Below are 21,375 nucleotides of genomic sequence, written 5' to 3'. Positions count from 1 at the left end.
TCACCTCCACCCGCCGCGGTAGCCGTGATGGGCCAGCTCCTCGGCGCACGAGAGCGCGGCGTGGGCGCGGATGCCGCCGTCCGCGCCCTCCGCGAACACCTCGCTGGACAGCACGCGCCCGTCCACGCCGTTGACCTCGCGGACCGAGGAGACGAAACGCCGCAGCCGCCCGCCCTGGGCGTAGGTGTTGCGCCGCTCGATGAAGACGACGAAGTTGACGGCGCCCGCGATGAGCATCTGGCTGGCCTCGATGGGCAGCCGCTCCGCGGCCTGGAGGGCATAGGTGGAGATGCGGTTGAACACCTCCTGCGAGCTGTTGGCGTGGATGGTGGACAGCGAGCCGTCGTTGCCCTGGGACATCGCGTTGAGCATGGTGACGATCTCGTCGCCCAGCACCTCGCCGACGATGACGCGGGAGGGGTTCATGCGCAGCGAGCGCCGCACCAGCTCGGCCATGGAGATGGTGCCCTGGCCCTCGGAGTTGGGCAGCCGTTCCTCGAACGCCACGACGTTCGGGTGGAGTTCGGGGAACTGGTCGAGGCCGAGTTCGAGGGCCCGCTCCACCGTGATCAGCCGCTCCTCGGCGGGGATCTCGTTGGCCAGGGCGCGCAGCAGCGTCGTCTTGCCCGCGTTGGTCGACCCGGCGATCATGATGTTCTTCCTGGCCCGGACGGCGGCCGTCATGAAGCTGCCCACCTCGGGGGTGAGGGTGCCGTTGCCCACCAGGTCGGCCAGGAACACCTTGCCCAGGCGGGCGCGGCGGATCGACAGCGCGGGGCGTCGGGTCACGTCCATGACGGCGGAGAGCCGGGAGCCGTCGGGGAGACGCAGGTCGAGCTGCGGGTTGGCGGAGTCGAAGGGGCGCGAGGAGAGGCCGGAGTAGGCGCCGAGGATCTGGATCAGCTCGACCAGTTCCTCGTCGCTCTCGGCCACCGGCGCGCCGCGCTCCTCGCGGCCGTCCGCGTAGCCGATGAACACCTGGTCGCACCCGTTGACGTCGATGTTCTCCACGTCGGGGTCGTCCAGGAGCGGCTGGAGGCGGCCCACGCCGAACAGGGCGGCGTGCACGGCCGAGGCGTAGCCCTCCTCGGCCCGCGCGTCCAGCGGGGCCCGGCCCTCGGCGATCTCCGCGCGGACGTACTCCTCAAGCACCTGGGCTATGACGGCCCTGGCGTAATGGCGCTCGTCCTCCGAGGTCATCGGCCGCACGCCGCCGGCCTGGTCGATCCGCCGCTGCTCGGCGATGCGGTCCCCGGCCTCCTGCCGGAACCGCTTCACCAGCTGATGATTGACCTCGCTCATGCCACGGCTCCGCTCATCGCGTCGCCCCCGAAGGCGGCCCCGGCTGCCAGGGCCGGCCGTACTGCGGCGCGGGCGGCCCGTACTGCGGGGGCGGCGGCGCGGCCCCCGCGCCCGGCAGCACACCGGGCAGCGGCCCCGGCGGCGGTCCCGGCAAGGGGCCCGCCCCCTGCGGCGGAACGGGATGCCCGCCCGTCGCGGCGCCGCCGGAGGGGACCAGCTCGGCGCGGTAGGTCTGGTGCAGGTCGGCGACCACCTTGCGGGCGGAGCGGACCAGCAGGGAACGGTCCAGCCTGCCGCGCCGCCGCCCGGCCAACTGCTCGGCGCCCACCGGGTCTTCGGCGATCAGCCCGACGACGTGCGCCCCGCTGCCCGAGGCGATCAGCATCTCGTTGACCTGCCCGGCGACGCGCCCGCCCGCCTGCGAGTCCGCGATCAGCACCACGCCGATCCGCGGCTGCGCGAGCTGGGCGGTGCCGCGCTGCTGCCCGTGCAGCTTGGCGTGCAGGGCGGCGGCCCGGTCGCGGACGTGCGCGATGTTCTCCGGCTGGACGCGGCTGACCAGCAGCAGCAGCGCGGCGTGCGGCAGCAGGGGCCCCAGCGGCGAACCGGCGTCCAGGCGCCCGCAGTCGGCCAGCACGTCGGCCGCCGCCTCCTGGTGCGGCGACTGCGCCAGCTCGGCGAACGCCCGCCCCAGCGCGCCCCACTGCCCGGTCAGGCCGCCCGCCTGCTCGGAGGCGGCGAGCCCGACGAGCACGTCGAGGCCGCCGGCGAGGGGCTGCGCGTGGTCCCACAACTGCTCGGCCGCGATGCCGCGCCGCGCGGTGGCCGCCAGCGACAGCATGCCGGTGCCCGGGTCGAGCGTCCTGCCGCCCTCGCCGACCGACCGGTAGACGAGGTCGCCGCCCGCCGGGTCGGTCTCGGCGAGCAGCACGCGGCGCGGCCAGAGGGCGGCCAGGGCGACGGCCGTGGTGGTGACTCCCGGCGCGCCCTTGTCCGCGGCCAGTGCGATCAGCGCCATCTGCCCCTGTTCCCCCCGCGTTCCCGGCGCTCGCGGCGCTCGTGGTTCATTCGCCCGGTGGCGCGACCACGACGAGGGAGACCTCGCCGTTCGAGGCCGCGCGGGTCAGGGGGGCGGCGTCGTCGGTGCTCACCCTGAGGGTGACGGGCAGCGCGCTGTTGCCCCGCTCGTCCCCGCCGTGGATGGTCACGACGGTGGCCAGGTCGGCGATGACGTCGTCCGTGACGGGCGGCGCGACCTCCTCCTCGCCGGTGCCCGCGTCCGAGCCGGGATCCGCGCCCCCGCCCGGAGCGGCGTCGTCGCCCACCCAGTAGGCCGCGACGCTGTCCCCCGCCTCAAGCCCCGCCGGGTACTGGCCCGGCTGGAGCGAGACGCCGATCAGCACCTCGTCCTGGGGCAACGACTCCTCGCCGGTGAGCATTTCGCCGACCAGCACGGTGCCCGCCACCAGGTCGGTGGAGGCGCGCAGGTCGTCGGCGACCTGCTGACGCTGGCTCCAGGGAACGTAGTTGACCGAGGAGTCCTCGGCCACCAGCACGGAGTCCATCGCGGAGGCCGGGACGCGCTCGCCCGCGGGGACGCGTTCGGTGATCCGCACGGCCTCGACCCGGTCGCCCGCGCGCAGCACCAGCACGGTGGCGCCGAGCGCCCCGGCCAGCACGAGGAGCGCGGCCAACGCCGCGAGCGCGGGCCTGCGTTCACGTGGCGGCGTCGGCAGCCGGTCGCCCGGCATCGGGCCGACCCCCATGGGCTTCCGCGCGGCGGACGCCCGGTCCTGAGTCCTCATGCACCCACTCTTCCCAGCCTGCCAGAAGCCGGGCCCGAACCTATCAGCCGGTTCCGCGGGCCTTCAACGGCCGAAATGTCACGCCCCCGCAACGGCTCGGAACCGCGTTCCGCCGCCTCATTCCACGGCGGGGAAGTGCCGCAGGCTGCCCACGATCTGCTCGATGATGGCCGGATCCAGCTCCTCCGGGATCCCGGTGTCCACGACCAGGACCCAGGTGGCCAGGTTGTTCTCGCCGGTGAGGTAGGAGACGGTGATCACCTTGCCGTCCGGAGTCCCGCACGCGTCGGCGGGGTTGTCGGGGGCGCCGGTGACGGTCGCCGTGGCGGTGTGCCCGGTGAGGCCGTGCTCGCTCTCGAACGGCTGGGCCTCGGTGACCTCCAGGGCCCCCTGCTCCCCCTGGTCGTAGGTGGCCAGGGCCCATTCGCGCGCCTCGGTGACGGCGGCCTCCTCGGTCGAGGTGCGCCCCTCCCCCTGGCTGCTGCGGCTGCCCGCCATGGCCCGCGAGCTGAACCCGTCCTCGTCGGGGCAGTACCCCTCCAGATAGGTGGCCGGGGCCGCCACGGCGATGGTCGGGATGCCGGTGGACTCCTCGCCCTCGGCCAGCACCTCGGGACCCTGCACGAACCCCTGCGACTTCAGCGTCCAGTCCTCGGGCGGCAGGTCGAACGCGTTGAGCCGCGTCTCGCTCGTCTGCACCTGCCAGTCGGGCGCGACCACGGGGTCGGGCGCCGCGGGCATCTCCGCCCGGGGGTCGTCCGGTTCCTGGCTCGGCTCCCCACTCGGGTCCGGCTCCTCCCCGGCGCTGGGGCCGGCGTTCGTCGTCTCGCCGCTGTCCGCCTCGTCGTCCCCGCGGATGAGCACCACGCCGGTGATCGCCCCGGCGGCCAGCACCGCCACGGCCGCGACCGCCGCGACGAGCGTCCTCACCCGTACGCCGTTCCCCGCGGACGGCGGCCCGCCGCCGGACGGCGGATCGGCCGACGGCGGGTCGGCCGACGGCGGGTCGGCGGGCTGCGTGGGGTAAAGGTCCGGCTGGTGGTACCCGGGCTGGTGATAGGGGTTGCCCCCCGGCTGCTCTCCACCTGACGTCATGAACGTTGACCCTAGGCGCCGTCCCCGACCCCGGACCACGGATTCCCGGCATCCGCTACCGAGTTGCGACGTTCCCTCACCCGCCGTCGCCCGCCTCAGCCCAACGCCTCAGCCCAACGCTCAGCCCAACACTCAGCCCAACGCCTCAGCCCAACGCGGCGGTGACGCGGTCGAGCAGGGCGGCGGCCTTGCGGTCGCCGAAGCCCCCGAGCAGGTCCCGCGCCTCGCGCCAGTACTCCCGCGCCTGGCCCACGGCCCCGGTGCCCTCGACCGCGACGGCCAGCCGGTCGAGGGCCAGCGCGAGCTGCCACGCGTCGCCGAGCTTGCGGTGGGCGGCGGCTGCCCTGCGAAGGAAGTCGACCGCCTCGTCAAGGCGCCCCAGATCCTGGAAAGCCTCACCGGCGCCGCTGAGCGCCAGGGCCTCCCGGTTCTCGTCACCGAGCTGCCGGTGGAGGGTGGCGGAGCGCTGGAAGGAGATGAGGGCCTGGCCGTGGTCCCCCACCATCCGCTGGGAGTGGCCCAGTTGGATGCACGCCTGCCCTTCGAGCACCTGGTTCTCCAGGTCCCGCGCCACCTCCATCATCGACTCGGCCGACTCACGTGCCTCGGCGGGCCTGCCCCGTTCACGCTGGAGCCTGCTCTGCCGCCCCAGGGTGTACGCCTCGTAGACCCGGTTGCCGCCCGCGCGCAGTACGGCGAGGGCCTGCTCCAGACAGGTCTCCGCCTCGTCCAGCAGCCCCGCGTCCAGGCAGGTGGCGCCGAGGTTGGAGCGGACGATCGCGGCGTACTGCTCGTCGCCGAGCTCCTCGAAGGCGGCGGCGCTCTGCTCGTAGTGCTCCCGCGCCCGGGTGAGGTCCCGGGTCCGCTGGAAGATCAGCCCCAGCCCGTTGGCCGAGATCGCCGCGCCCAGCGTGTCGCCGATCTCCCGCCAGATCTCCAGGGCCCGGGTCTGGTAGGCGACGGCGTCCGCGAGGCGGTGGGACTGCCGGGACGCCTGGCCGAGGCTGGCCAGCAACTCGGCCTCCCCGTGCCGGTCGCCGAGCTGCCGGGCCGACTCCAGGCCGGTGCGGCTGGTGGCGAACCAGTCCTCGAACGGATTCTGCTGGACGAAGAAGCCGCGCAGGACGGCCGGGAGCTGCCAGGCGAGGCGGTGGAAGCCGAGGCTCGCGGCCAGCGCGGTGGCCTCCGAGAGGTTCTGCCGCTCGCGCGCGTACCAGCGCGTGGCGTCCGCCCGGTCCTGGAAGTCCAGCGGCTGGACGCCGGGCACGGGCTCGTCCAGCTGGACGCGGCGGTGGATCAGGCTGGCCGCCGCCGTGGCCCGGCCCGCGGTGTGCAGATACCACTCCAGCACGCGGCGCAGCGCCTCGCGCCGGTCCTCCTCCGTCTCCTCGTGGCGCGCCTGCTGCGTCGCGTAGGCCCGCAGCAAGTCGTGGAATTGGTACCGGTCGTGCTGGATCTGCTCCAGGGTGTGGGCGCCGACCAGTGCGTCGAGCAGCTGGCGTGCGTGCGCGACGGTCGTGTTGGCCAGGGCCGCCGCGGCGGCCGGTCCGAACTCCGAGCCGGGGTGCAGCCCCAGCAGCCGGAAGAGTCTGGCCGGCTCCTCGGGGAACGCCCGGAAGGACCAGGCGAAGACGGACCGCACGGCGTCGGCCTCCTCTCCGTTCTCGGCCGACAGGGCGTCCCACTGCGCCGACTCGTCGCGGAGATCTCTTATCAGCTCGCTCAGCGGCATCCGCGGCCTGCTGGCGGCCCGTTCGGCGGCGATGCGCAGCGCCAGGGGCAACCGGGCGCACAGCCGGGCCAGTTCGGTGAGGTCGGCCGGGTCGTCCTCGTCGCGGTAGTCGGCCGTGGTGACCCGCAGCAGCCGGATCGCGTCCTCCTCCGGCAGCATGTCGAGGCCCAGGCGGCGGGCCCCGTCGCGCGCCACCAGGCCCGACAGCCGGTTCCTGCTGGTCACCACGGCGAGGCACTGGGCCGTCCCGGGCAGCAGCGGGCGCACCTGGCGCACCGTCGAGGCGTTGTCCAGGACCACGAGCATCCGGCGGTCCGCGAGGAGCGAGCGGAGGAGCGCCGAACGCGCCTCGGTGTCCACGGGAAGGGCCGACTGGTGGATGTGCAGGGCGCGCAGGAAACGATCGAGCGCCTGGTCGGGGCTGACGGGCAGCCCCGGATCGTAGCCGCGGAGGTTCACATAGAGCTGTCCGTCGGGGAAGCGCCCGCGGATCATGTGGGACCAGTGCACGGCGAGCGAGGTCTTGCCGACACCCGCCGTGCCGGTGACCGCGATGATCCGGGTCTCGAAGGGGCGTCCCGGGTCATCGCTGAGCATCGCGTCCAGCCTCAGCAACTCCTGCGCACGGCCGACGAACCCGTGGACGTCGCCCGGCAGTTGCTGCGGCGGTGGGTTGCGGTTGCGGCCCCGGTCGTGGAAGTGGACCCCGCCGCGGACGTCCCGGGCCTGCACCACGTGTCCCGCGGCACCCGAGAGATCCGAATGCGTGTCCCCTGATGAGCCGTGAGACACCTGCTTCCCTCCCTTACGACGTGCCGTTCCCGGCCTGCCATTCCGGAGGCCGGGACGCGTGCCGAGTACGCGGGACGACCGACTTCACATCATGCCACTCGCACCGCCGGAGCGGTCAGTCGTCCCCGACCGCTCTTGCCGCGTCAACTTCCTTCATGAGAAAGTCACATGCTCGGCCCGCGGCATGGGGGACGTGCGGGACATCTTCGACGACTCCCACGGGAATGAGTTCGAGATGATCATATTGGGGACATACCCGAACTTATATGACCGTCGAGGGTTCGAGTATCGCTCCGCGATTGACGAGACCCATGCCACTCTGACCTATCTGGCCCCACCCGGCTCGGCATTCCACCTCCTGCCTTTCTACCCGTCCGACGGCGACGGCGGGTTCGCGCCCTCCGACTGGTTCAGCGTCGACCCCCGGCTCGGCACCCTCGACGACATCAGGGCGCTGAGCCGAAGCGGGGCGCTGTTCGTGGACGGTATTTACAGCCATGTGGGAGTGCGGCACAAGTGGGCGCGCGAGTTCTTCGAGGGGAGCGGGGACGCGAGCCGGATCAGGACACTCGTCGACGTCGGCGCGGTGAGCGTGCAGGTCTCGCCGCGCGGCTGGCCGGTGGCCCGGGAATTCACCGTCAGGAATGTCAAACGCCTGGCCTGGCAGACGTTCTCCCCCGCCTCCATCGACATCGATCTCGACAACGCGGAGGTGAACCGCGAAATACTGCGGCACCTGGACTTCCTGGCCGGTCTCGGCGTGCGTGGCGTGCGGCTCGACGCCCCCGCGTACTACGGAAAGCCGATCCGCGGCCCGCTCCGGCACAGCGAGGACTCGATCCGGCACTTCCGGCGCATTGTCTCGGCGTGCACCCGAAGCGGGCTGACCGTCATAGCGCAGCTCAATTGCAACAGCGTCGGGCACGCGTACCACGAGGGGGCTCCCGTGGCCTTCTTGCAGGACTACTCCCTCCCCGCGCTGGTCGCCGTGGCGATGCTGGACGGCGACACGACGGAGCTGGTGACCCATCTCGCGCAGTCCTGGCACACGGCCAAGGTGATCCGGCCCCTGCGGACGCACGACGGCATCCTGCTCAAGACGGGAGCGGTGGACGACCACCGTCTCACCTCGACCGCTCCGCGATTCGAGCGGCACGGCGCGTTCGTCCGCCACATCAACGGCGTCCCCTACGAGGTGAACAACTCGTTCCCCTGGATCTGCGCCCAGGGCACCCGGGACGCCGGGAACGAGGGGAGCGGCGGGAGCGGCGGGAGCGGCGCGGGCGACGACCACGACAGGACGTTCCGCGGCATCGATCTCGCCCTGTCCCTGGTGATGATGCTGCCGGGCATCCCGTACCTCTACGTGCCGCTCCTCCACGGCTGGACCCCCGAGGAGGCGACCGGGACCTCACCCGCCGACGTTCCCGACCCGCGCGACGTCAACCGGATCCCCATGTCGCGGGAGCATGGCGGCGCCGTCGCGCACCGCGGGCGGCTCAAGCGGACGAAGGACCTGCTCGCCCGCCTCCAGGAGCTGCGAACGAGGTACCACCTCGAATCGCCGGCCCCCGACGACCGGGTGATCCCGCTGACGGCCGAGGTGTTCGCCCTGCGCCGGTCCCACGGGCTGACGGCCGTCTTCAACTTCTCGCGGGAGCGGACCTGGTGCGGGTGGCCCGGCCGGCCCGGCGACCCGGGATGGTCGGCCGGGGACCGGCGCGGCGTCCGCGTGGGGCCCCGCAGCTGCCTCGTCAGGGAGCCCGACGGGCTCTGAGCACGCGCGCCGCGTAACACGCACGCCCAGTACTTGTAACGTGCAACATATCGCGCGCCCGTGCCGGAGCGACCACTGTGGTAGGCCGATGGTGAACCGCCCATGAAAGGCGCGCCGATGTGCTTACCGACTGAGAACGACCGGCCCGTGGCGCCACGGGCCGACGCTCGGTAGCCCCTCGCCCGGAGCCATCCTCTCGCCGGTCGGCACCCGGATCACCGTGCCCGGCGGACCAGCCGCCCCCTTCCGGCCATGACCCCCGGCCGGTCATCCCGTCATGACGCACGCCGTGACGACCTCACGCCCTCTCGACATCACGATCGCACCCATGCATGCGCGCACGCGCGAGAACCATTTGGAAGGGACGAGACACGATGAATCGATTCGGCAGACGGAGCTTTGTCGCCGGAGTGGGGGCCCTGGGAGCCACGGGGCTCGCCGCCGGCACCGCGCCGGGCGCCTCCGCAGCCTCCGCCGCCTCCGCAGCCTCCGCAGCCCGGGGAAGCCGGGGACGCCCGGGAGGGCGCGGCTTCGAACCGGAGGAGGCCACCGTGGCGGACATCGCGGCGGCCTACGACTCCCACGAGCTGACCTGCGTCGAGCTGACCGAGATGTACCTCGCACGCATCGCCGCCTACGAGGACGGCGACACCCGGCTGAACGCGATCACCACGGTCAACCCGGACGCGCTGCGCGTCGCGGCCCAACTCGACCGCGAGCGCCGGCGGCACGGGAAGCGGAGCCCCCTGCACGGCATCCCCGTTCTCCTCAAGGACAACGTCGACACCCACGACATGGCGACGAGCAACGGCTCGGTCATCCTCAAGGACTCGGTGCCGCCCGACGACGCGTTCCTGGCGCGGGCGCTGCGCGACCGGGGGGCGCTCATCCTCGGCAAGGCGTCCATGGGCGAGTTCGCGGGCGGCAGCTACAACACCATCGACGGCCAGGTCGTCAACCCGTACCACGCCAAGCGCAACACCGGAGGCTCCAGCGCCGGTTCGGGCGCGGCGATCGCGGCCAACCTCGCCGTGCTCGCCATCGGCACCGACACCAGCACCTCCGTGCGCGGCCCCGCCTCGTTCTGCGGCCTCGTCGGCCTGCGGCCCACCACGGGGCTCATCAGCCGGGACGGCATCGCGCCGAAGAACCTCACCTTCGACACCGCCGGGCCGATGGCGCGCACGGTCACCGACACCGCGCTCCTGCTCAGCGCCGTCGCGGGGATGGACCGCGCCGACCCGCTCAGCGTCGAGACCTACGGCGCGTTCCCCCGGGCGCTGCGGAGAAGGGCCGCGCGCGGCGAACTCGACTACACCCGCTATCTGCGCAGGCGTTCCCTGCGCCGGGCCCGGCTGGGCGTGGTCACCGACTTCTTCGGCGGTGACCCGGAGATCGACGCCCTCGCCCGGGAGGCCATCGACACGATGCGGGCGCTGGGCGCCGAGATCGTGGACATCACCCTCGACCCGGCGTTCGTCGACTTCTACCTCACCAGCGGCGACGAGAACATCAGGGACATCGCCGACTACCGCTTCAAGGCGGACTGGGAGACGTACCTGGCGACGCTCGGCCGCGATGTCCCGCGCACCGTCGAGGAGTTCGTCCGGATCTACGAGACCGAGGTCAACGCGTCGCCGCTGCCGGTGGAGGACAGCGTCCTCGACCTGCTGACCACCTCGCTGTCCACCTCGACCGACGCCCCCGAGTACCGGAACCTCATCGACAACGTCCTCCCGGAGGCGACGCGGCTGAAGCTGGCGATGTTCGACCGGTACGACCTCGACGCGATGGTCTTCCCCTACGAGTCCAGCTTCGCGTCGCCGATCAGCAACCCGGTCCTCAGCGTGGACGACCCCACCTATGTGCCGTCCTCGCGCCCCAAGCCCTCGACGTTCGGCGGCTACAGCTCCGTCGGCTTCCCCGGCATCGTGGTCCCGATGGGCTTCGGCTCCCAGGGCCTCCCGATGACGATCTCGCTCATGGGCAGGCCCTACAGCGAGGGCCTCCTCCTCGGCTACGCCTACGACTACGAACAGGAATCCCGACTCCGGGCGCCCTCCCCGCACTTCCCGGCGCTCTGACCCGACGAGGCACGGCCGGAGGGGAGATCGCACCCTCACCTCCGGCCGCCACGCCTCGTCTCAGGGGAGTGAGCGTTCCGCGACCTGCTCCAGGTGGCGTGCGAAGATCTCCCGCGCGTCGGGGTTGATCGTCGCGAGGGTGACCATGCCGGTGAGGATCACGTCGCACAACTCCCTCTCCACATCGGCCCACGTGTGGCTGGCCCCCTTGCGGGGATTCGCGTCCATGGCGCCGTGCACCGCCTCGGCGACCTCCCCCGCCTCCTCCTGCACCTTCAGCACGCGCAGCAGCCGGGTGACATCGGGCGGGTGCGGGCTGTACGCGTCCAGCCACGCGGCAAGGCGCTTGACCGTGTCCCAGGTCGCCGGATCCATGGGCTCACCGTATCAACGGCCGCGCGCCGCGCCGGAGGTGACGGGACCGGGTCCCGGATAGGCTCCGGGGCGTGGCGGACGAGGCGAACGACACGTACGAGGCGGGCGAGGCGGACGGGGCGACCAGGCGCGAGGCCGTGGTGGCCGTCCTGCGGCGGGACGGCCGGGTGCTGGTGATCCGGCGGGGTCCCGAAGCCCGGTTCTCCGGATACTGGGCCCCGCTGAGCGGAACGATCGAGCCCGGCGAGCGGCAACGGGAGGCGCTGGTCCGCGAGGTGCGGGAGGAGGTCGGGCTCCGGGTCACGCCCCTGGAGAAGGTCTGGGAGTGCATGACCGACGACGGCGGGTACGTCCTCCACTGGTGGACCGCCGAGGTCGAGGGCGGTGAACTCACCCCGGATCCCGGGGAGGTCGGCGAGACGCGCTGGGTCACGGCCGAGGAGTTCTCGCGCCTCCGGCCCACGTTCGAGGGGGACCGCCCCTTCTTCGAGGACATCCTCCCGACGCTGTAGCCCCCGGTCGCCGGCCGCCGGGTCGGCGTTCCGGCTCAGCGCCGCCCGGAGCGGAGGGCGCGGGCCGCGGTCACGCGCTGCTGGTGGACGACGATGTCGAACCACTCGGCGAGCGACCCGCCCGTCATGTGGTGGGCCGTGTCGTTGTCCGGGTCGTAGCGCGGCCCGATCGCCCGCAGGGTGACGGTCCGGCGCAGCCACTCGGCCACCGGTCGCGGTGGGCTTCCCGCGGCGAGGTCCAGGAGGTAGTCGCCGAGCCCGCCGGAGCCCAGCACCGCCTCGGCGAGCGGGGGCGCGGCGGGCGGCACCCGGTGGGGCGGGGAGTCGGCGTAGGTGGCCAACTCGCCCTGGCCGAAGGTCATCCCGATCGACGCGTACCCCCGCCCCAGGCGGTCGCGCAGGTGACTGCCCGCGTTGGGGAGGGCCCGCACCGGGTTCGGCGGGAAACTGATCGCCCGCCCACGGCCGTTGGACGTGTGCGAACTGGAGGACCAGAACAACGCCCGGTGGCCGGTGTGCCGGTGCCACCAGAGGAGGTTCTCGGCGAACGACCGCTCGAAGAACGCCATGTTGTGGGGGTCGAGCGGGTCGTCGTCGTGATCGTGGAGCTCGTGGAACTGCACGATCACCCGTGCGGCGTGCGCGGCCCAGGCGTGGCCGTCGCGTTCCCCGGGCAGCCCGGCGACCAGCGCGTGCGCCGCCCGCGCGCGGTCGAGCCAGACCCTCCGGTCCGGAAGGCCCCGGAAACGCCGGGTGTGCGCGGCGACGTCCTCGCCGGGGCGGAGTTCGGCGTAGTGGGACTCCAGCGCGTCCAGGCGCTCGGGGGCGGCCTCGCGCACGTGGCGGGCGACCGCGTCGTACGCCGGTTCCCCGACCGCGTGCGGGCTCACGCCGACCAGCCGGACCGGGTCGCGGGGGTGGCCCTCGTTGAACGCGCGCACCCACTCCACGAGCGCCAGCACCTCCTCGGTCCGCGAGAACGGCTCCGCGCTCCCCAGCAGCGCCACGGGGTCGCCGACGCCGGTGCGGGCGAACGTGTCGAGCGCGACGCCGAGCGTCCAGTCCTGATCGAACGCGATCACCCGGAACCCGGCCTCGCCGACCAGGAGCCTGGCCAGGCGCGCCTGGAGGGCGAACACCTCGTGCGCCCCCCGCGTCCCGGACCCGTACCCCACGACCGAGACACGGTCGCCGAGCATCCCGAGAACCGGCCGCAGATCGCCGACCGGCCCCAACGGCCCGGCCGAGCCAAGGGGATGGGCCGCCTCCCCGATCCACTCCACCACGGCCGCGCGCTCCTCCGACGAGATCACCATGCCCCCACCGTGCGACCTCAAGCCCACATGAGGTCAAGCCCCCGCCACGCCACCGTCCCCGCCTCGGGAAGCGGAACAGGCTGCCTTGGCGCTGACAAAGGTCATCACCGCACCACCAGGCCCCGGTGAGTCGTCCAGATCTCGGCCGCCTCCGCCATGGCCCTGCGCCATGTCGCCTCGGGCCTGCGCAGGGCGAACGTCCACAGCATCCGCACTTCGGCGGCGGCGAACGCGTCAACGGCCCTGGGATCCGCCTCCGCCCACGCCGCGCACCCGGCCGCCCACGACTCGGCTTCCTCGGCGCTCCGGCCGGACGCGATGAGCTGGACGACAAGGCGGGCAGGGTCGATGAAGGCCGCGCCCCGAGAGGGCCAGGACCAGTCCACGGCCCATGCGTCGCGGCTGCCGATCATGACGTTGCCGGGATTGATGTCGGTGTGGAGCAACGCGTCACCCCGCAACCACGTCGCCTCCGCCTCGTTGGCCGCGAACCGGTCCCACCGGGTCTCGGTCCAGTCCCGCGCGACCTCGGGCCGGGACAGTCTCCGCACGCGGTTGAGGAGTTCCACGACGACCGGCAGGTCGGTCGAACCCGGCCCGAAGTCCGCCCGCCTGCCGTCCACGACCTCGAAGCCCAGAACCATCCACTCCTGGTCCTCGGCATGCCACAACAGCTCCGGAGAGAGCGGCAGGACAAACGGATTGATGACCCGCTCGCGCACGAGGGAATCCCGGCGACCACCCGGCCGATTGCGCATCGCCTTGACGAAGAAGGGCCCCTTCTCGCACTCCACGATGGCGGTGAGATCCGAGCTGAACCCACGCTCGGTTCGCCGGGTGACGGTCACCTCTCCCGTGTGCGAATGGATCAGCGCCCGGAGGTCGGGGAGTGAAGAGTCGTCTGTCATCGGTGCTCAGGTCCTCGGAACGCACTCGCTGCCTCCAACACCGGGGCCGCACTCCTGATCGTCGGGGTTACATGGCATGGGGGAGCTTCGTCGGGCCCGCAAGGACGTGGCCAGGGTGACGCCCTCACGCCTGAACAGATCCCACCACGGCGCCGACTCAGCGATGTCGTCCCGGCTCACGGTTTGGGACAGGAACGCAGCCCAACTACCGGCCGTAGCGATAGCGTTGCGCAATGGCGTGAGAGCGGATCAAGGAGGGCCATGACGTTCAAGCCCAGCGAGCTGACACCCGACCAATCCGTGCGGCATCTCTACGGCGCGGATCTACGGCGGCATCGCGAGAACGCCAAGCTGTCCCTGGTCCAGTTGGCGGGGCAGGTACCCAGCAGCAAGAGCCAGTTGGCGCGCATCGAGGTGGGTGAATCCATGGCCCCGCGCGGTCTGTCCGAGGAGTTCGACAGACTCTTCGGAACAGACGGCCACTTCGTCCGGCTGTGGCTCCTCGTCCGCAAGGAGGTTCCACCCGACCGGTATAAGAACTTCCTCGACCTCGCGAATCGCGCTCACTATTTGGAGAACTTCGGCTCCCAACTCATCTGGGGGATGTTGCAGACCGAGGACTACGCTCGCGCTCTCTTCGCCGCCAACCCGGACCTCACCGAAGAGAAACAACAAGAGCTTCTGGTCGCTCGCATGGGACGCCAGGAGAGGCTGCGCGCCGCTGACCCTCCGCACATCTGGTGCATCATCGACGAGGCCGCGCTCAGGCGACCCATGGGAAGCCCGGAGATCATGCGGGATCAACTCGCCCGTTTGCTGCCCTTGGTTGATACCCCGTGCTCCAAGATTCAGGTTCTTCCGTTCGCCCATGGCGGGCATGCGCTGATGAACACATCCATGACGTTGCTGAAATTCCAGGACGGCACGACTGCCGCGTGGGAAGAGGGTCGCGGACGGGGGCAGCTGTACGAGGACTGCCTCGACGTGACGCCACGCCAGAGGCTCTACGATGAGGCGCGGGCGTACGCGCTTCCGCCGAGAGAGTCAGGGGCCTTTATCCAGCGGGTGATGGAGAGTTATCCCTCATGAGACTGCCCAACCTGAGCGGTGTGCACTGGCGCAAGTCGAGCTACAGCAACAACGATGGAGGCGACTGCCTGGAGGTCGCCGATCGCGTCCCGGGCGTGGTCCCCGTGCGGGACAGCAAGAATCCCGGCCCCGCGCTCACCGTGCCGGCCGCCGCCTGGGACGCGTTCATCGCGCACCTGCGACGCTGACGCCCGTCTCAGGCCAGCCGCTGGGTGAAGCGCAGCAGGTTCCCCGCGGGGTCGCGGAAGGCGCAGTCGCGCAGGCCGTAGGGCTGGTCCGTCGGCTCCTGGACCACCTCGCCGCCCGCGCCCATGATGCGGGCGAACGTGGCGTCGCAGTCGTCCGTCGCGAAGATCACGCCGCGCAGCAGGCCCTTGGCCAGCAGCTCCGCCATGGTGCGGCGGTCCGTGTCGGAGGCGTTGACCGCCGGGGGTTCCAGGACGATCTCGACGCCCGGCTGGTCGGGGGCGCCGACCGCGACCCAGCGCATGCCCTCGAAGGAGACGTCGTTGCGCACCTCCAGGCCCAGGGCGTCACGGTAGAAGGCGAGCGCCGCGTCGTGGTCGTCCACGGCGATGAAACACTGCGAGAGCGAAATCGTCATGATCGTCAGGCTATGCCCTGGACACCCGCAGCGGGCGGGTGCGGATCTTCGCGACACAGGCCGGGATGGCGGCGCCCGCCGCGTGGTCCCGGGCGCGGTAGGCGCTGGGCGTCTCGCCGACCAGCTCGGTGAACCGCGCGCTGAACGAGCCGAGCGACGTGCAGCCCACCGCCATGCAGACCTCGGTCACCGACAGGTCGCCACGCCGCAGCAGGGCCTTGGCGCGCTCGACGCGGCGGGTCATCAGGTAGCCGTAGGGCGTCTCGCCGAACGCGGCGCGGAAGGCGCGCGAGAAGTGGCCGGGCGACATCAGCGCGCCGCGCGCCAGCGTGGGGACGTCCAGCGGCTCCGCGTAGTCGCGGTCCATCCGGTCCCTGGCGCGTCGCAGCCGGACGAGGTCGTCGAGATCCACCCGGCCAGTATCCCCGAGCCGGTCCGGCGGCCGGAAGCCGGGCGCCCCACCGCCCCCGCCCCCGGACACGCGATCGGCCCCGTCCGGCCGTGAGCGGCTGGACGGGGCCGAGGGACCGGGGCGGGCCCGTCAGGGCGCCGGAGTGGTCACCGTGAACGGCGTGCCGTCACCCAGGTGCAGGATCGCGCGGCCCGGCGTGGGCTGCTCGACGGCGGCGCTGCGCGGCAGCTTCGCGCCGATCAGCTCGCCGACCCGGTGGTTCGACGGGGAGAGCAGCGCGCCGCGGCGCGCCTTCTTCGCGTCGACCTGCCAGCCGGAGAAGCCGCTGCACAGGTCGCCCTCGTCGCCGCCGAGGATCATGTACTGGCCGAGCTCGGAGCCCTTGGTGATGATGTTCTTCAGCTCATCACCGCCGTCGCAGCGCCGCAGGTCCTCGCCGTCGTCGATCACGAAGACGATGGGATCCTCCCGCGTGGCCGAGCCCATGGCCTCGCGCACCATGTCCTCCGACAGGTCGTCGCCGGTGAAGACCTGCACCACGCCCTGCTGGCCCGCCAGTTCACGCAGCGGCGAGGGGCGCGGGGCGGCGATGACCACCCGGACGCCCTGGGCGAGATAGGACTTGGCGAGCATCGAGAGCACCGTGGACCGGCCGGACTTGGCGGGCCCGGCGACGATGAACACCGGAGCGCCCTGGCCCAGGTCGGGCCCGTAGCCCATGAGTTCGTCGCCGCCCACGCCGATGAGGCCCCAGAGGCGCGACTGCGAGGCGTCCGGGTCGCGCATCTCCCAGGCGTCGGCGAACGTGAGGCGGCTGGGCAGCACATCCACGCGGAACGGCCGCTTGGGGCGCGGGACCGCGTTGTCGCGCTGGGCCGCCCAGTCGCCGATGGCGGCCAGCGCCGCCGCCTGCGCCTGACCGGTCAGCTCCTCGGCGAGCACCGCGATCTGGATCTCGGTGAGGACCTGGTTCCGGTACATGCGGCCGTCCGCGATCTCCTCGGGGACCTTCCTGGCCGGCATGCCGATGTGGGTGTAGTCGCTGCGGTCGGAGAGGCGCAGGGTGTACCGCTCCTCGGTCAGCGCGGCGATCCGGCCGGTCAGCACCGAGCGGTCGCCGGTGATGATCAGGTGGATGCCGACGCTGGCGCCCTCGCGGAGGATGACGTAGATGTCGTCGGTCAGCGCGCCGTGGTCGATCTCGCCGAGGGTGGAGACCCAGCCCTCCCAGCGGTCGATCATGACCACGATGTGCGGCAGCCGGTTCTCCGGGGCCGCCGCGGCGCGCTGCTCGCCGATGTCGGCGAGCGCGTCGTTGCCCAGGATCTCCTGGCGGCGGTCCAGCTCGCCGCGCAGGCGGCGGATGAGGCGCCGGACGCGCTCGGTCTGGTTCCTGTTGACGACGGCGCCGCAGTTGGGCAGCCGGGTCAGGGCGTTGAGCGCGCCGTTGCCGCAGTCGACGCCGTAGAGGTGGACGTCGGCCGTGGAGTGGATCCAGGAGAGCGAGCCCGCGATGGTGCGCAGCAGCTGCGAACGGCCGCTGCGCGCCATGCCCGCGACGATCATGTGGCTGAACGACTTGAAGTCGATCGCGACCGACCGCCTGGCCTGGTGGATCGGCAGGTCCTCGATGCCGTACGGCGCCGCGGGCAACGCGCCCAGCGGGACCGGGTGTTCGAGGTCGCGCAGGAGCACTTCCTCGGGCAGCGCGGGCAGCCAGGGGCTGTGCTGCTTGGTGAAGCCGAGCTGCCGGTCGGCCTCGATGACGGAGTCGACCAGCACCTTGAGGTCGGTGATCTCCTCCTCGTCCGACTTCTGCCCCGGCGGGCGCTTCAGACGGCCGCGGCCCAGGTCGTTCCACTCCAGGACGCCGCTCCAGGGCCGCGCGACCGACGGGTCGATGGCGCCGGGCCTGCGGCCACCGACGCGGCCCGACTGGAAGGGAACGAGCGAGGAGTGCCCGAGGCGGACGAACGCGCGTCCCGGCGTGGACTTGGCGATGAAGCCCGCGTCGGGCGCGTTGATCACGTCGGACGACTCGCTGGCGTCGGTGACGCGCAGCGCGATCCGCAGGTTGGTGTTGGCGCGGATCTCGGGGGAGACCACGCCGCTCGGCCGCTGGGTCGCCAGCAGCAGGTGGATGCCGAGGGACCGGCCTCGCTGGGCGATGTTGACCAGGCCCTTCACGAAGTCGGGCAGCTCGCGGACCATCGAGGCGAACTCGTCGATGACGATGAGGAGTCGGGGCATCGACTGGAGGCGCCCCGGGTTGCGCCGCATGAGGTCCTGGTAGTCCTCGATGTCCTTGGCGCCGACCTCCGCGAGGATGTGCTCGCGGCGGGTCAGTTCGGCGCCGAGGGACTGGAGGGCCCGTTCGACCAGGTGGTTGTCCAGGTCGGTGACCATGCCGACGGTGTGCGGCAGTTGGACACAGTCCTTGAACGCCGAGCCGCCCTTGTAGTCGATGAGGACGAACGTCATGTTCTCCGGGGTGTTGGCCACCGCGAGCGACGCGACGATCGTCTGGAGCAGCTCGGACTTGCCGGATCCGGTGGTGCCCGCGATCAGGCCGTGCGGGCCGTCGCGGCGCATGTCGATGGCGAACGCGCCGTCGTAGGACTCGCCGATGACCGCCTCGGTGGACTGGCCGCCGAGGCGCCAGCGGGCGGCGATCGCGCCGGCCGTCGGCGGCTCCATCTCGATCACGTCGAGCAGGCGGCTGGACGACGGCAGGGCGGCGTCCTCGGACTCGCCGCTGATGTCGCGGATCGGGGAGAGGGCGCGGGACATCAGCTCGCACCACTCCGGGCGCACCCAGTCGGGGCGCACGCCCCTGATGCGCCAGGCGCCGGTCTGCTCCACGCGCAGCCGGTCGGCGGCCATGGTGGGCGCGGCGCCCGCCATGGCGCCGGGCGCCGCCCCGCCGGGAACGGCGAGGAAGGTGTGGAAGCCGGTGGCGTAGCCGGGGTTGCGGGCCGGCCCGCCCAGGGCGGCGCGCTCCGGGTTGGGCTCGGCGATGACGACGGCCTGGCACTCGCCGGGCAGGAAACGCTCCTCGTCGTCCAGGCAGAGCGCGTAGATGGAGGAGGCGGGGCCCTCGCGCAGCAGCCGGATGACGCCGGGCAGCGAACGCATCCGGCGCGAGCCGTCGAAGATGACGACGATGTCCGGGTCCTTGAACGTCGCCTGCTGCGCGCGGACCTCCTTCGCCGCCTTCTGGCGGGCGTCGAGGAGCCCGGTGAGCTCGGCGACGCGGGCGCCGATGGTCTCCGCGTCGGTGCCCATGAGGGCGTTGACCTCATGCTCGGGTCCCGGCCTCGCGTGCGGGAGCCAGCGCATCCACTCCCAGCTGTGCTGGCCCGAGCCGTCGGTCAGCAGCATGAACTGGACGTCGACCGGGCTCTGGAGCACGGCGATCTGGCTGACGGACCAGCGGGCCAGCGCGCGGGCGGTGTCGCCGGGGCCCGCGTAGCCGATGACGCCGAGGGTGCGCAGCGGCAGCGTGACCGGGGCGTCGGCGATCTTCCAGAAGACCTGGCGCTTGTGCTCGTCCTGCTCGGGGTCGGTCAGGACCACCTCGGAGTCGAGCTCCACGGTGCCCACGCGGATGAGGAGGTGGTCGTCGTCGGTGCGGCGGCGCTCCCACAGGCGGGTCCTGGGCCCGGTCGCCTGGTTGAGCACGGTGCCGGGGTCGGGCGCCGCGTGGCGGCGGGCGAACCGTTCGGCGATGAGCGCGTCGCGGGCGTCCTTCTCGATGCGCGTCTTGCGCTCGCCGTACTCCTTGACCCTGTTGGCGTGCGATATCCGGCCGCGCTTCTTGTCCATCATGTAGTTGGACAGGAGCATCACGGGGCTCATGAAGGCCATGGCCAGGAAGAGCCAGCGGCCGGTGAGCGAGGCCATCAGCACGGCGCCGACGACCGGCAGGATCGCCATCAGCCAGGGCAGCGGGCGGCGTTCGCGCTCGCCCGGCGGCTTGGGCAGGATGAACTTGGTCTGGCGCTCGGGCGGCAGCAGGCGCGGCGGCCGGTTGTAGTCGAGGCCCGCGCCGTCCTCGGAGACCTTGAGGGCCGCGTCCGGCGGGAAGTAGGGGGTCAGCTCGAACAGCGAGTCGCCGACGGCGAGTTGCTTGCCGAGCTTCCAGTCGGCGCGGTCGCCCTCGGTGTGGGAGAACGGCTCGCCGTCGATGAGCGGCTGCGTCTCGCTGTAGACCGTCACCTTGCAGGTGGTGTCGGCCGCCACGCGCAGCGTCATGGTGTGCTCGGGCAGCGTGGGGTCGTCGACACGGATGTGGACCTGCTGGCCGTTGCCGATCTCGACCTTGCCGACGCCGAGCCGGTGCACGGCGCCGGCGCCCGGGCCGCCCACCACGCGGAACTCGATGACGCCGTTGGGCTCCCCCGGCCAGCAGCCGCTGGGATTGTGCAGGCTGACGACGCAGCCCTCGCGGATCGGGGACTGGGCGAGGGTCAGGGTCGGGTCGACATACTCGCCGCTCACGAAGACGTGCGCGGAGCCGGCCATGTCGTCCTGGGTGAATCTGCCGCCCACCAGCCGGACGAACTCCGGGGCGAGGGCCCCGATCTGCGTCTCGGGGGCGGCATCGACCACGGTGTCGGCTCGGTGTCCCCCGACCGGGTCGACGACTGTCAGGGTCAGGCGCACGCTCATCCTCCCGTATTGACACAGCAACGTGCTTCGCTGGACATGACCATAATCGCATCTTGCGTGAGTGTGACAACGGGTGCTGGGACGGGTGCTGAGAAAGGTGCAACCGCAGACGGGAGATGGGCGTCATAGCCTTCGCCAAGGCGCCCGGGACGCGCTGTTGACGCCCTCTTGACCGGGGGTACCGTCCCGTGCTCCATGGACGTAGGCTGACTGCTCGTGGCGCCGCCACGCAGCGGGAGGCCGGCGCTTCAACACCCGGAAAGTCAGCGGGGGGACCGCCCTCCGCCCCACCTGAGGAGGGGACCGTCATGCCGGACATTAACGTAACTTATGACGATATGCGGGAGGCGGGCGACCGGCTCATCTCCGAGTACGAGCAGATGGACCAGAAGCTCGACGAGCTGCAGTCCTACATCGACGGTCTGGTGAGCGGTGGCTATGTCACCTCGCGCTCCTCGGTCGCCTTCGACGAGTCCTACCGGGACTTCACGCAGGGCGCCAAGAAGGTCCTCGAGGGTCTCCAGGGCATGGGCAACTTCCTGAAGACCGCTGCTCAGGCCATGGAGGACACCGACACCGGCCTCGAAAGCTCCATCCGGGGCGGCTGACCCCCGCATACGCCGCGGGGCGGTGCCAGGACGCGCGGATGCGCGCGCCGGGGTGCCGCCCTTTCGGCATTTTCCGGCCACCCGGCGCGCGCGCCGGGTGGCTCTTTTTCTGTGCCGATCCGGGGCGAATCCGGCACCCAAGCCGTGTACATGCTGCACCTGTCGTCAGGTGCCGCGTGCGGGGCCCGGCGCCGGACGCTCCCGGGATACCTCTTTGTGCGGCGCCCCCGGCGCCGGATCATGGGACTCATGAGCGACTCCCCCACCCTCCGGCCGGGAACCACCCCCGGCGC

At 72.0% G+C, this 21,375-nt stretch carries 17 protein-coding genes; 6 read left to right on the top strand and 11 right to left on the bottom strand.

Translation table 11 applies throughout. The annotated features are described in order from the left end of the window. From ADY01_RS09895 to ADY01_RS09875, 5 genes are all read right to left on the bottom strand, one after another. Positions 1-1,302 (bottom strand): CpaF family protein, encoded by a 1,302-nt coding sequence (locus ADY01_RS09895; protein WP_049569195.1) that lies wholly within the window; start codon positions 1,300-1,302, stop codon positions 1-3. Between the two features lie 13 nt (positions 1,303-1,315). Next, positions 1,316-2,320 (bottom strand): hypothetical protein, encoded by a 1,005-nt coding sequence (locus ADY01_RS09890; RefSeq protein ID WP_234320154.1) that lies wholly within the window; start codon positions 2,318-2,320, stop codon positions 1,316-1,318. Between the two features lie 46 nt (positions 2,321-2,366). Continuing rightward, positions 2,367-3,107, bottom strand: a complete 741-nt coding sequence (locus ADY01_RS39005) for a hypothetical protein (protein ID WP_049569193.1) — start codon at positions 3,105-3,107, stop codon at positions 2,367-2,369. A gap of 117 nt (positions 3,108-3,224) precedes the next feature. After that, positions 3,225-4,202: a hypothetical protein gene (locus tag ADY01_RS09880; RefSeq protein WP_159001082.1), complete on the bottom strand. Its 978-nt coding sequence runs from the start codon at positions 4,200-4,202 to the stop codon at positions 3,225-3,227. 145 nt (positions 4,203-4,347) lie between these two features. Beyond that, a complete protein-coding gene (locus ADY01_RS09875; protein WP_199826207.1) occupies positions 4,348-6,669 on the bottom strand; it encodes an ATP-binding protein in 2,322 nt (773 codons plus the stop codon). Positions 6,670-6,961: 292 nt separating this feature from the next. On the opposite strand from ADY01_RS09875, the gene ADY01_RS09870 reads away from it, so the two are divergent. Both ADY01_RS09870 and ADY01_RS09865 read left to right on the top strand, forming a co-directional pair. Beyond that, complete coding sequence (locus ADY01_RS09870) at positions 6,962-8,503, top strand: alpha-amylase family glycosyl hydrolase (protein WP_159001080.1); 1,542 nt, start codon at positions 6,962-6,964, stop codon at positions 8,501-8,503. Between the two features lie 551 nt (positions 8,504-9,054). Then, on the top strand, positions 9,055-10,587 hold the full coding sequence (locus tag ADY01_RS09865) for an amidase family protein (protein ID WP_159001078.1): 1,533 nt from the start codon (positions 9,055-9,057) through the stop codon (positions 10,585-10,587). A gap of 60 nt (positions 10,588-10,647) precedes the next feature. On the opposite strand, the gene ADY01_RS09860 is transcribed toward ADY01_RS09865, so the two are convergent. Further along, positions 10,648-10,962: a MazG-like family protein gene (locus tag ADY01_RS09860; protein WP_049569179.1), complete on the bottom strand. Its 315-nt coding sequence runs from the start codon at positions 10,960-10,962 to the stop codon at positions 10,648-10,650. A 71-nt stretch (positions 10,963-11,033) separates the two neighbouring features. On the opposite strand from ADY01_RS09860, the gene ADY01_RS09855 reads away from it, so the two are divergent. Continuing rightward, positions 11,034-11,474: an NUDIX hydrolase gene (locus ADY01_RS09855; RefSeq protein ID WP_049569176.1), complete on the top strand. Its 441-nt coding sequence runs from the start codon at positions 11,034-11,036 to the stop codon at positions 11,472-11,474. A gap of 35 nt (positions 11,475-11,509) precedes the next feature. Here ADY01_RS09855 and ADY01_RS09850 read toward each other — a convergent pair whose 3' ends face one another. Continuing rightward, positions 11,510-12,790: an erythromycin esterase family protein gene (locus tag ADY01_RS09850; RefSeq protein WP_049569173.1), complete on the bottom strand. Its 1,281-nt coding sequence runs from the start codon at positions 12,788-12,790 to the stop codon at positions 11,510-11,512. 104 nt (positions 12,791-12,894) lie between these two features. Further along, positions 12,895-13,698: a hypothetical protein gene (locus ADY01_RS09845; protein WP_049569169.1), complete on the bottom strand. Its 804-nt coding sequence runs from the start codon at positions 13,696-13,698 to the stop codon at positions 12,895-12,897. A gap of 261 nt (positions 13,699-13,959) precedes the next feature. Here ADY01_RS09845 and ADY01_RS09840 point away from each other — a divergent pair, with 261 nt between their 5' ends. Beyond that, on the top strand, positions 13,960-14,787 hold the full coding sequence (locus ADY01_RS09840; RefSeq protein WP_049569165.1) for a helix-turn-helix domain-containing protein: 828 nt from the start codon (positions 13,960-13,962) through the stop codon (positions 14,785-14,787). Continuing rightward, positions 14,784-14,975, top strand: coding sequence for a DUF397 domain-containing protein (locus ADY01_RS09835; RefSeq protein WP_049569162.1), 192 nt, complete (start codon positions 14,784-14,786; stop codon positions 14,973-14,975). The genes ADY01_RS09840 and ADY01_RS09835 overlap by 4 nt, the downstream gene beginning before the upstream one ends. Positions 14,976-14,983: 8 nt before the next feature. On the opposite strand, the gene ADY01_RS09830 is transcribed toward ADY01_RS09835, so the two are convergent. From ADY01_RS09830 to ADY01_RS09820, 3 genes are all read right to left on the bottom strand, one after another. Beyond that, positions 14,984-15,391 (bottom strand): VOC family protein, encoded by a 408-nt coding sequence (locus tag ADY01_RS09830; RefSeq protein ID WP_049569160.1) that lies wholly within the window; start codon positions 15,389-15,391, stop codon positions 14,984-14,986. 10 nt (positions 15,392-15,401) lie between these two features. Further along, a complete protein-coding gene (locus ADY01_RS09825) occupies positions 15,402-15,803 on the bottom strand; it encodes a helix-turn-helix transcriptional regulator (RefSeq protein ID WP_049569157.1) in 402 nt (133 codons plus the stop codon). Positions 15,804-15,932: 129 nt separating this feature from the next. Further along, entirely contained in the window at positions 15,933-20,468 is a 4,536-nt protein-coding gene (locus ADY01_RS09820) for an FtsK/SpoIIIE domain-containing protein (protein WP_049569154.1), read from the bottom strand. A 314-nt stretch (positions 20,469-20,782) separates the two neighbouring features. On the opposite strand from ADY01_RS09820, the gene ADY01_RS09815 reads away from it, so the two are divergent. Continuing rightward, positions 20,783-21,082: a WXG100 family type VII secretion target gene (locus tag ADY01_RS09815; protein WP_078900151.1), complete on the top strand. Its 300-nt coding sequence runs from the start codon at positions 20,783-20,785 to the stop codon at positions 21,080-21,082. Positions 21,083-21,375: the final 293 nt, after the last annotated feature.

Source organism: Streptomyces sp. SBT349, from assembly GCF_001083795.1.
Taxonomy (GTDB): Bacteria; Actinomycetota; Actinomycetes; order Streptomycetales; family Streptomycetaceae; genus Streptomyces.
This window is presented reverse-complemented; position numbering and strand designations above follow the sequence as displayed.